This is a genomic window from Bacteroides sp. 90-K9/2, assembly GCF_047310725.1.
Taxonomy (GTDB): domain Bacteria; phylum Bacteroidota; class Bacteroidia; order Bacteroidales; family Bacteroidaceae; genus Bacteroides; species Bacteroides vicugnae.
Genome location: NZ_JBCGVL010000006.1, coordinates 59,692 through 71,691 on the forward strand (window position 1 = coordinate 59,692; position 12,000 = coordinate 71,691).

Below are 12,000 nucleotides of genomic sequence, written 5' to 3' on the forward strand. Positions count from 1 at the left end.
TCATTCTATTTTTAGCTACCTCCCATCATTCTCCCACCATATTAAATCAAGAAATAGCAGTCTGATAACAAAACGCTGTGAAAAGTATGAAATAACGGTAGTGTGTAAAAACGCCCTTTCTAATTTATTTCAGGCACGGATTACATGGTCACTTTATGCTGTTATATTTCTAAAAACCGCATAGCCCGTGTTATCCGTGCCTAAATTATATCAGTTAGTAAGCTATTAGAAATTAATCATGTGCATAATCTTCTCCGTCGCACCGGCATTGCTAGTCACATAATAACCGGCATTCGTTCCGGTTTCGCGCAAAAAGACCTCATCTGTCAGGAAACGATCCAACAAAGTTTTCAGCTCATCGTAATCTTTGATAGAATAAGCACCTTTTGCTTCCAGCAATTGAACAGCCTCCATGAATTTCTGATACTTCGGTCCGAAAATCACCGGAATACCATATACAGCCGCTTCCAATGTGTTGTGGATTCCTACTCCGAAACCACCGCCGATATAAGCTATTTCACCATAACGGTAAATAGAGGACAATAGGCCGAAGCAATCTATTATAAGGCAATCCGCTTTCAATACATTTCTTTCGTCAGCACGGGTATAGCGCACATACGGACGTTTCAGTTTACCGATGATCTCAACCAGGTGATTCTCATCGATCACATGCGGAGCAATAATCAACTTCATTTCCGGATGATTATTGAAATATTCGAGGAATAAATCCTCATCAGGTCCCCATGAGCTTCCGGCAACAAAAGTAAAAGAATTGTTTCCTTTAAATTTCTCCACCAACGGAAGTTCTTTCGCTTCTTCGCGGATTTGCAGTACCCGGTCAAAACGGGTATCCCCCACCACTGTCACACGACTGATGCCGATTTTCGACAAATAACGTTTGGATGCCTCATTCTGAACAAACAGATGATCGAAATCTTTCAAGACATTGCGATAAGTGCCACCGTACCATTTAAAGAATATCTGTTCGCGACGGAAGATGGACGACACACTATATACCGGAATACGGCGCTTGTGCAGCTCATCCAGATAATTCTTCCAAAACTCATATTTGATAAAGAACGCCATGCAAGGATTTGCAATATCCAGGAACTTCTTCACATTCCTCGGCTTATCAAACGGCAGATAGCAAACAATATCCGCCCCCCGGTAATGCTTACGCACTTCATAACCGGAAGGAGAGAAAAATGTCAGCAATATCTTATAGTTAGGATATTTCTCACGAATCATTTCTATCAGAGGGCGTCCTTGTTCAAACTCCCCCAGTGAAGCAGCGTGAAACCAAATATACTGTTCCCCTTTTTCCACTTGTTGGCGTAAAAGTTCATACACCACCCAATGCCCTTTCATCATCTTCCGGGGCTTGCGGCTAAACGGAGCAGCCAAATGGACGATAAAGTCATAAATGACTATTGCCAGGTCGTAAAGCATAGTACTGTGTCGATTACTTCAAAACCTCTACCGCCCGTTTCATACGAGCTATCGTCTCCTCTTTGCCCAATACCCAGGAAATATCGAACATGTGCGGGCCTTTTCCTTCACCCACCAATGTCAGACGGAAAGCATTCATGATATTACCGGTATGGTAACCTTTCTCTGCAATCCAGTCCATAACGACTTTTTCCTGTCCTTCAATGCTAAAATCTTCAATACCGGCAATCACTTCCGCCAATTCGGTCATACATTTGGCAGAATCTTCTTTCCAACGTTTCTTCACCGTCTTTTCGTCATATTCGGTAGGAGCCACAAAGAAGAAGCTACATACATCCCACAGTTCTTTAATGAAACTTACCCGGTCTTTCATCATGCCAACCACAGTCACTACCTTTTCGAAAGGAGCCTCTACGCCTTGTTCTTTCAAGAAAGGCAAGAACAGTTCCGCAATTTCTTCGTTAGGTTTCTGCTGTATATATTGATGATTGAACCATATTCCTTTTTTATAGTCGAACTTAGCTCCCGACTTGCTGCAACGGTGAAGATCAAACAATTTAATCAATTCGTCCATCGACATCACTTCCTGATCATTACCCGGATTCCATCCCAATAAAGCCAGGAAATTAATCACAGCTTCAGGCAAATAACCGGATTCACGATAACCAGAAGAGATTTCTCCGGATTTCGGATCGTGCCATTCCAATGGGAATACAGGGAATCCTAGACGGTCACCGTCACGCTTGCTTAATTTTCCATTACCTTCCGGTTTCAACAACAAAGGCAGGTGAGCAAACTCCGGCATCGTATCTTCCCAGCCGAAAGCACGGTACAACAACACATGCAAAGGAGCGGAAGGCAACCATTCCTCACCACGAATCACGTGGGAAACTTCCATCAAATGGTCATCCACGATATTTGCCAAATGGTAAGTAGGCAGTTCGTCAGCCGATTTATAAAGCACTTTATCATCCAGAATAGATGAGTTTATTACTACTTCACCACGAATCAGGTCATTTACATGAATATCTTCATTCGGTTCGATTTTGAAACGAACAACATATTGTTTGCCTTCAGCAATCAGTGCATCCACTTCTTCCTTCGGCATAGTTAATGAGTTGCGCATCATACCACGGGTAGATGCATCATATTGGAAGTTAGCAATTTCAGCACGCTTAGCGTCCAGTTCCTCCGGAGTATCAAAAGCGATGTATGCTTTTCCATTTTCCAGCAAAATCTGCACATATTTCTTGTAGATTTCGCGGCGTTCCGACTGACGGTACGGACCGTGTTCACCACCGAAGCTCACCCCCTCGTCAAAGTGGATACCCAACCACTTAAAAGATTCGAGTATATACTCTTCCGCTCCCGGAACGAACCGGTTAGAGTCAGTGTCTTCAATACGAAATATCAAGTCTCCGCCGTGTTGACGCGCAAATAGATAATTATACAAAGCTGTACGCACACCACCGATGTGCAATGCTCCCGTAGGACTTGGAGCAAAACGAACTCTTACTTTTCTTTCTGCCATAATTTGGGTTAGTATAGGTAAATCGTGGCAAAATTAAACCTTTTTTTCCACACTATTGTTTTTTTTTGTACTTTTCGCAAAAATTTCAGTGGATATGGAACATTTGAAGAAGAAAAAAAGATTTTCATGGAGAGATTTACTATATAAATCACTGCTATTTGTGGGCACTGTAACACTGATTGTCTATTTCCTGCCACGTGACGGAAAATTCAATTACCAGTTCGACATCAACAAGCCCTGGAAGTACGGACAGTTGATCGCTACTTTCGACTTTCCTATTTATAAAGAGGATGCAGTAGTAAAAAGGGAACAAGATAGCCTGATGGCTTTCTTCCAACCTTATTATCAACTGGATAAGAATATAGAGAAAGACGCAATCGCCAAACTGAAGGAGAATTACCACACGAATCTGAAAGGTATTCTCCCTTCCATTGATTATTTACGGTACATCGAACGCACTTTAAAAGAAATCTATCAGGCAGGTATCGTTTCGACAGAGAATATACAGCAGCTTCACAAAGACAGCACTTCATCCGTCATGGTGATTGATGATAAACTGGCTAATCCACAGGCTACCGAGAATCTTTACACGGTAAAAAAAGCCTATGAGCACTTGTTGTCGGCAGATTCCACTCATTTCAACCGGGAAATTTTAAGGCAATGCTCACTGAACGAATACATCACTCCCAACCTTACTTTTGACGAGGAACGTACCCAGGCTGCCAAAGAAGAGATTCTGAACAACTATTCCTGGGCAAACGGATTGGTAGTCAGCGGGCAAAAGATTATTGACCGGGGGGAAATCATCAGCCCGCATACCTATAATATCCTGGAGTCATTACGCAAAGAATCCATCAAACGGAATGAGTCCATGGGACAGAACCGTCTGATTCTCGGCGGACAGATTCTGTTTGTAGGAATGCTGATGCTTTGTTTTATGCTTTATCTCGACCTGTTCCGGAAAGACTACTATCAACGGAAAGGCAGTCTGTCATTGCTATTCACGTTGATTGTATTTTACAGTGTCATAACCGCTTTCATGGTAACACATAATCTATTTAATGTGTATATCATCCCGTACGCGATGCTGCCCATTATCATCCGCGTCTTCCTTGATTCGAGGACTGCTTTCCTGACGCATGTCATTACCATACTGATATGCTCCATATCCCTACGCTTTCCGCATGAATTCATTCTGACACAGTTGGCAGCAGGATTGGTGGCAATATTCAGTCTAAGAGAGCTATCGCAAAGGTCCCAACTTTTCCGGACAGCTTTATTGGTCATACTGACTTATGCAGCCATTTATTTCGCCTTCGAATTGATGACAGAGAACGGCCTTTCCACCGACTTTTCGAAGTTAAACATACGAATGTACACCTACTTCATCATCAATGGAATCTTGTTATTATTCACCTATCCTTTACTCTTTTTATTGGAAAAGACTTTCGGATTTACTTCCAATGTAACGTTGGTAGAACTTTCGAATATCAATAATGACCTTTTACGGCAAATGTCCGAAACGGTTCCGGGCACATTCCAACATTCCATGCAGGTGGCCAATCTTGCTGCGGAAGCAGCCATCCGTATTGGAGCCAAAAGCCAGTTAGTACGTACAGGAGCTTTGTATCATGACATTGGCAAGATGGAAAACCCTGCTTTCTTCACAGAAAATCAGTCAGGAGGAATAAACCCGCATAAGAACCTGAATTACGAACAAAGTGCACAGGTCGTCATCAGTCATGTGACGGATGGATTGAAATTAGCTGATAAACACAATCTGCCTAAAGCTGTCAAGGACTTTATCAGCACGCATCACGGACGGGGAAAAACAAAATATTTCTATATTTCCTGGAAGAACGAGCATCCGGACGAAGAACCGAATGAAGAACAGTTCACCTATCCCGGTCCGAATCCGTTCACCAAAGAGCAGGCTATCCTGATGATGGCGGATGCCGTGGAAGCCGCATCACGCAGTCTCCCGGAATATACGGAAGAAACAATCAGCAACCTGGTCGACAAGATTATCGATTCCCAGGTCACTGAAGGTTACTTTAAGGAATGTCCTATCACTTTCAAGGACATAGCGACTGTGAAAACTGTGTTCAAAGAAAAACTAAAGATTGCTTATCATACCCGGATCAGTTATCCTGAGTTAAAGAAGTAAGCAAACCTGCGCAAGCGTCTTCAAGAACATCGAGTACATATTCAAAACCCTCGGCCCCTCCATAATAGGGGTCAGGGACATGATCTGCAGGAATACGGGTGCAATACTCCGTCATGCGATGAATCTTCTTCCATTCTTCAGGAGAAGGGGCTTTGTCTTTCAAATCATCTATGTTCCGGTCGTCCATACCGATGATCAGATCAAAATGATAGAAATCTTCCGTACGGACGGGGCGAGAACGATGCACTAATTGATAACCGCGACGAGCAGCATGAGCACGCATCCGGCTATCCGGCAATTCGCCCTGATGATAAGACAGGATTCCGGCAGAATCTATCACAAATTCTTTTTCCAGTCCCGCCTCTTCAATTAAATGAAGCATTACGCCTTCAGCCGTAGAGCTACGGCAGATATTTCCTAAACAGACAAATAATATTTTCTTCATAATTTACTTTTAACGATACAGAAATGATATAGAATACTTATATATTTTTAGGCACGGATTACACGGATTTCGCGGTTTGAAAAGATTAACCAATTAAAAACCGTGTTATCCGTGTAATCCGTGCCTAAATATGATAGTTCACCACAGTACTAGAACGAATTTAATATCTGATTAGCCCGGTTCACGGTTACTGCGGCCGGGATTTCCGGCATACTACCCAAATGGAACGGAGCAAGCATTTTCTCAATTTTCTTTAATCCGGCCTTATTTCCTTTTTTCTCAAATTCCTGACGAAGAATATGGATCTTCTCATGCGCCTGTATTCCTTCAATCAAACGTTCGAAACGGATACAACTGCGAGCTCCCGGATATACAAGATAAGTATCTCCACCTGCCCAGCTACGGAAACGGGAATCGAGCAACGGTTCCAACGGCCAGCTGTTATATGCCCAACGCAGATAGCCATCCAGCTGTTTCTTAGATGAATAATAACTCATCCAAGCTGCTTCTGCAGGCTCAGAGAAAGTAAACGTGTTAGGATGGGCTTCCGTACAGCAAGTATAGTAATTAGTACGTTTGTTCTCGGCAACACGACGAAGACGCACCTCTTCCGGAAAATCCTGTCCGATGACAATACAGTAATCATACAGTTCCGGCTCAATCTCCGCATGATAGTTTCCAGCCAATGAAACTTTAAAATCCGGATCAGCTTTACGAATCACTTTCAACGTCTTCTGCATCACTTCCATCGGACGTTCGTCCATCGCAATGGCACAAATATCAAACCATCCTTTTTCTTTCAGATGCTTGGAGAAAGAGGCAAGCATCGCTCCCCACATTTCTTCATAAGCCGCTTCACCCGGTGCAGTTTTCACGAATTGCAAAGAGTTGGTTGCCTGATCGTAATATTGGAATGACAACTCCCAGGGAACCATTGAGTAACAATTAATCTGTTTATCAATGCCTACACTCATCATAAATTCCACCCAACGGTCGAAGATGGTATAATCAAAAGCCCATGTTCCATCTGCCCGTTTCATCCAGGTGACCATTGTATCAAAATAATCTTCTGTCTGACCATTCCAGGGTTTGTACGTCAAAGTCGCCGTGATAATCTTCTGTCCGGCATCTGCCAACATTTTCATTAAAGGACGCATGGCGTCGAAATGCTCCTGACTCCATAAAGGAACCTGATAATAACGTGCCACTGCATAAGGACTTTGCCATAAATCCAAGTGGTAAGCCCATTCCGAAGGTTGAGGAAGCTCACGGGGAGAAACGGTAATTTCCAGATTCAGGCGTTGCAATAAACGCGAGCCGTCATTGATTAATAACTCCCCTCGGTAAGTTCCGGGAGTAGCCGATTGCGGAATCCAGCACTGTACCCAAACCGGTTGAACAGTACGAGCAGGCAAAGCCATCGTTTTCAGGTTGGTATCAATAGGGTCGGCCACCAATAATGAATCATAATCCACAGATTTCCGGTGTCCGCACGCCCCTCTCCCATCTTTGTTCAATTCATCCGTCATCACATAACGGACAAAACCACCTGTAAATGCATCTTTGGGAAGAACATTTCCCTTTTTATCCTTGAAATCACCAAAGCTGAAATTCAGGTCTTTCAGTTCTACGCCTGTCCACACAACAGCTTGCGCGTTCACCCGTTCGCCACGCCAGCCTTTCAGGGAAACAGTCTGTTGTTTCTTCAACTGCGGGAGTTGATGTTTTGCATACCGGATATCTGTTGTACCCCAAGAGACTTGAGTGGAAGTCACCGCTGCCCACTCTTTATCAGAAGGTGCAGTAGGATCAGGCAACTCCTGATAAGTCAGTAAAGGGAACTTCGGTTGTCCTGTCGGAACACCGCATTGAGTTACTCCTTGCTGGGCAAAAACTGCACCCATGCTAAAAAGACAAGTCAGAGAAAAAATAGTAAGTCGTTTCATGGTTAGTTAATTAAATTAATAAAGGTTATTATATGGGGGAAAAATATTAAATCACATAGGGTCTACATCATAATAAACAATCAAAGATTTATAGCGTTCGTCCGCCAACATCTCGCGCTGGATGCGTAACAGCAATTCCCGCGCACGTCCCATCGGGGCATTCTGCTCAATCTTAACGACGATCTTTTTGATAAACAAAGTCTGGATACGGGCAACAGGAGGTTTGTCCGGACCTAATACCCGATTGCCAAATACTGACCGCAACTTATCCGCCATCACTGCCGCCATCTGATCCAGTAACGCTTCATTATGATTTTTCAGATAAACATATACCAGCCGATAATAGGGAGGATAATGGAACATCTGGCGTTCCGCCAATTGTCCGCCTACCATATCTTCATAATCATTGGCAATGACCTGATGAATGATAGGATGATCGATGCTCTTGGTTTGCAATACCACCCGTCCGCGTTTGTTCTTACGTCCGGCACGTCCCGCTACTTGCGCCATCAACTGAAACGCACGTTCATAGGAACGGAAATCGGGATAATTCAACATGGTATCGGCATTCAATATGCCTACTATACTGACATGATCGAAGTCCAATCCTTTTGAAACCATTTGCGTACCGATCAATATGTCCGTCTTTCCCTGCTCGAAATCTGCAATAATCTTCTCATAGGCAGAGCGGGTACGTGTAGTATCCAAATCCATCCGGGCTACGGCAGCTTCCGGGAAAAGAATTTTGATGTCATCTTCAATCTTTTCCGTACCGAAACCACGGTTCACCAGTTCTGTCCCCTCGCAGGCAGGGCAGGATTTCGGCAGTTGATAGGTATAACCGCAATAGTGACAAGTTAACTGATTGATTCCTTTATGATAAGTAAGACTTACGTCACAATTCTTACACTTGGGCACCCAGCCGCAGGTACGACACTCCACCATCGGGGCAAACCCACGACGGTTCTGAAAGAGAATCACCTGTTCTTTCTGTTCCAAAGCCTCTTTCATATATTGTATCAGGAGCGGTGAGAATTGTCCGACCATCCGTTTTTTGCGATGCAATTCCTTAATATCCACCGGAATAATCTCCGGCAACTGGATTTCTTTATATCGTTCTTTCAGTTGTACGAAACCATATTTTCCCTCTCTTGCATTCTGCCACGACTCGATAGAAGGAGTAGCCGTACCCAACAGAGTCTTAGCTCCGTACATGGCAGCCAGTACAATAGCTGCGCTACGCGCATGATAGCGGGGAGCGGGATCTTGTTGTTTATATGTATTTTCGTGCTCTTCGTCCACAATCACCAATCCCAGATTCCGAAAAGGCAGGAAAATAGAAGAACGAACGCCCAGAATAATATCATATCCCTTCTCTCCCAGTTGCTTCCTCCATATTTCAACCCGTTCGGCATCGGGGAATTTAGAATGATAGATACCCAGACGGGCACCGAAAACCCGTTGCAAACGCTCCGTAATTTGAGTGGTCAATGCAATTTCCGGCAACAAATATAACACCTGCTTTCCCTGGCGAATCGCTTCTTCTATCAGATGGATATAAATTTCAGTCTTACCGCTGGACGTTACCCCATGAAGCAAACAAACGTTTTTCTCCTGAAAAGACTGTACGACTTCATCAAATGCACGTTGTTGAAACTCATTTAAAGGATTTAATTCGACAATCTCCTTCTCCTGCTTGTCCAACCGGCCGATTTCATGGTAGTAGATTTCAAAAATCTTCTTATCCACCAATCCATTCAATACAGAAGGAGCCACATTAGCCCGCTGCAACAGTTCTTTCTTGGAGACTTCTTTCGGAGTTCCCGCTCCTAAAACACCAGAACACTCCACATATTTCATAAGCAACGCCAACTGCTTCGGAGCACGAGACAGGATATCAAACAGGATATGAAGCCGTTTCTCATCCGCTGCACCCGCAAGCCGGACCCGTGCCTCTGTTTTCGGTTTATAAGTACGTCTCAATTCCTCCTTGACGAAAATCGCTTCTTTATCGAGCAGAGACTTGATGACAGCAAGGATATTTTTGATGCCGCTGTCTTTCTCCAGTTTAGTGACGCACTGCTGCGAATCTATGGCAAGTAAGTCCAAAATACGTTGTTCACGTTCCGGCAATGGCGCATCCGCTTCAAAATCAGGATTATATTCAACAATCGTTTCACTCTCCAGTTTCAGTCCGGAGGGAAGTGCCGCTTTATAGACATCGCCTTGTGTACAGAGATAATAGTCGGCTATCCACTCCCAAAATTTGAATTGAGCGGGTAACAAGATGGGAGAAGCATCCAGTAATGCAGATATATCTTTCACTTCGTATTCCGTTGGAGCACAATAATGAACGTTGAGGACGATAGCCGTATAAAACTTCTTCCGCCCGAAAGGAACTACCACACGGCAGCCTATCTTCACATCTTCTGCACATTCATCCGGCAAAGAGTAAGTAAAACTCTTCGGAAGCGGAAGCGGTAATATGACATCTACATACTTTTTCATTGCAGCCACAAAAATACAATAAAAAAACGGGGATTTAAAAGAAGGAAGGAAGAACACTTAAAAAGAAAACTCTACTTTATACGAGAATAGAAGAAAATATATTCGAGAGTGTAACAAGATCATCTCAAACAAAAAAAGAGTTTCCGGTTATCGGAAACTCTTTTTCATATACTATGTAAAGCGACAGACTACTTAAAAAATATAGGCTACAGATACTTGCCAAGTCTTAGTCTTATAAGAACCACCAGTGTCAATATCAGCAGTATCGCCCAATGGGATATTGTAATTAGCCCCCACCTGCAAATGGTTCAGCAATTTCACACCCGCACCCACATTAATACCTACTTCTGCTTTCTTCTTATCAATTCCCGATTTCTTTTCAAAATCGAAATAAAAATCAGGACCTGCAGCCAGATAAATGCCTGCCAGACTTCCCAAGCCAATGGTATATTTCAGGTTCACAGGAATATCAATACCGTTTTGCTTAACAGTAAAATCTTCATTTCCTTCTGAAACTTTGATACCCCGTTGAGCAAAAAGCAAAGATGCATCTACTCCCAACCCTACGATTGGAATATTAAACTCGGCCATCGGACCGATAAAGAAGCCTGTGAAATTATCCTTTTTAAAGTTTTCGCTCACATTAGAGAAACTCGCCTTTGACAAGTTCAAACCTCCCTTTACACCAAAGTGTATCTGCGCCTGAGCAGGCATTGCCATAGCTATACACATAGCAATCATTAAAGCACCAAAAATCTTTTTCATAAATTTACGTGTTTATAATTCGGGACAAAGATATATATTTAGATTAAATAAACACAAATTCTTGGTTGTTTGTTCATTTAAAGACGTCGTTGCCCCTCCTGACGAACTAATAAGAATTTCTTATAAGTTCGATTTTATCCAATTGGTACGGTTATGAAGCAATTGATATTTTAGCAAATAAGTATTAAATTAATCCGATTTTACTTCCTGATTTTCATACAGATTCTTTTCAGCCAACAGGTACAGCAAGTAGTCTGCCCCAAGACGAGTTCTTTTTCCAACTTCCGCAACCGGTCGCATTGTTTCAGCCATTTGACTTGTAAGGTATCATAGAGGATTCCGGCTGCTTTATATCTTGTGATTTCTTTATCTTGTTTGCCTAAGAGTGATAGGTATATTGAACAAAGTTTTGACTTATCTATGCAATATCGTTCCAGTTTTTCGATATACATCAAGGTAGCTCCTTTTTCATTTCGACTCATAAACTCCTGAACACTGTCATCACTGATGATGTCGATGCCCGGCCTTTCGTAGTCCACAGTGATTTCTCGCATTTCTACCAAGACCCAGAGATATTCTGTCTCGAATCCGTACTTTGCAGCTGCCTCTTCTATACTAATCCATTGTGCCATAGCGTTTGTTTTTTCATGTGTGATACAAATAAGGGATGAATAATATTTTATTCATATATATTAGTACAACGAGCATCCACGCTTTTTTGCAGTCCGCCGGGTGGGGATTGGCTAGGTTAAATTGGGGCAATTTATAACCGGCCGAATACAAGAAAGACGCAGATGCTGCTGTACCATTATCTGCTTCCAAGGCTAGCAATACCCGCGCAAAAGATAATGATGACAGCAGACACCCACGTCAATCGTTTATATATAACACATCTCTTACGAATATGTTGATATACATCCGTTCACGTGGAGTATCTGCCGTATCATCTCTCTTTGCTTAGATTTGCTATTCTGGAAGCGAGAGATAATACGCTTTTACTCCAATAAGGAAATAAAAACCGCTTTCTGCCTATTCCATCACGCTGATGGGCTGAAAGCGTACGGCAAAGATATATGTTTTTTTTGAAATGCAGTCGAAATATGGAAATAAATACTGGAAGTTATGTATTAAAATGAATCTGACAAAAGACGACTCTACTTCTCGTTCTTGATTATGGAACTTTCTCACA

At 42.8% G+C, this 12,000-nt stretch carries 8 protein-coding genes; 1 reads left to right on the forward strand and 7 read right to left on the reverse strand.

All coding sequences use genetic code 11. The features are described 5' to 3' along the window. Window positions 1–225: 225 nt before the first annotated feature. The gene (locus AAHJ11_RS14805; RefSeq protein WP_004296372.1) at window positions 226–1,449 is read right to left on the reverse strand and encodes a 3-deoxy-D-manno-octulosonic acid transferase; all 1,224 of its coding nucleotides are present in this window, start codon (window positions 1,447–1,449) and stop codon (window positions 226–228) included. Window positions 1,450–1,462: 13 nt separating this feature from the next. Continuing rightward, window positions 1,463–2,980 (reverse strand): glutamate--tRNA ligase, encoded by a 1,518-nt coding sequence (gene gltX / locus AAHJ11_RS14810; protein WP_122137475.1) that lies wholly within the window; start codon window positions 2,978–2,980, stop codon window positions 1,463–1,465. Window positions 2,981–3,074: 94 nt separating this feature from the next. Between gltX and AAHJ11_RS14815 the strand changes: the two genes are divergently transcribed. Next, the gene (locus AAHJ11_RS14815; protein WP_148365528.1) at window positions 3,075–5,147 is read left to right on the forward strand and encodes an HD family phosphohydrolase; all 2,073 of its coding nucleotides are present in this window, start codon (window positions 3,075–3,077) and stop codon (window positions 5,145–5,147) included. Here the strand turns inward: AAHJ11_RS14815 and AAHJ11_RS14820 are convergent. The 5 genes from AAHJ11_RS14820 to AAHJ11_RS14840 all read right to left on the reverse strand — a co-directional run bounded on the left by AAHJ11_RS14820 (window position 5,122) and on the right by AAHJ11_RS14840 (window position 11,443). Further along, entirely contained in the window at window positions 5,122–5,592 is a 471-nt protein-coding gene (locus tag AAHJ11_RS14820; RefSeq protein ID WP_148365529.1) for a low molecular weight protein-tyrosine-phosphatase, read from the reverse strand. The two genes, AAHJ11_RS14815 and AAHJ11_RS14820, sit on opposite strands and share 26 nt — an antisense overlap. A 149-nt stretch (window positions 5,593–5,741) precedes the next feature. After that, window positions 5,742–7,538: a DUF4091 domain-containing protein gene (locus AAHJ11_RS14825; RefSeq protein ID WP_148365530.1), complete on the reverse strand. Its 1,797-nt coding sequence runs from the start codon at window positions 7,536–7,538 to the stop codon at window positions 5,742–5,744. Window positions 7,539–7,589: 51 nt separating this feature from the next. Beyond that, complete coding sequence (gene priA, locus AAHJ11_RS14830) at window positions 7,590–10,046, reverse strand: primosomal protein N' (protein WP_148365531.1); 2,457 nt, start codon at window positions 10,044–10,046, stop codon at window positions 7,590–7,592. Between the two features lie 192 nt (window positions 10,047–10,238). Continuing rightward, window positions 10,239–10,811: a porin family protein gene (locus AAHJ11_RS14835; RefSeq protein ID WP_234133088.1), complete on the reverse strand. Its 573-nt coding sequence runs from the start codon at window positions 10,809–10,811 to the stop codon at window positions 10,239–10,241. 200 nt (window positions 10,812–11,011) lie between these two features. Continuing rightward, window positions 11,012–11,443 carry a hypothetical protein gene (locus AAHJ11_RS14840; RefSeq protein ID WP_148365533.1) on the reverse strand — a complete coding sequence of 144 codons (432 nt, stop codon included), beginning with the start codon at window positions 11,441–11,443 and terminating at the stop codon, window positions 11,012–11,014. Window positions 11,444–12,000 lie beyond the last annotated feature (557 nt).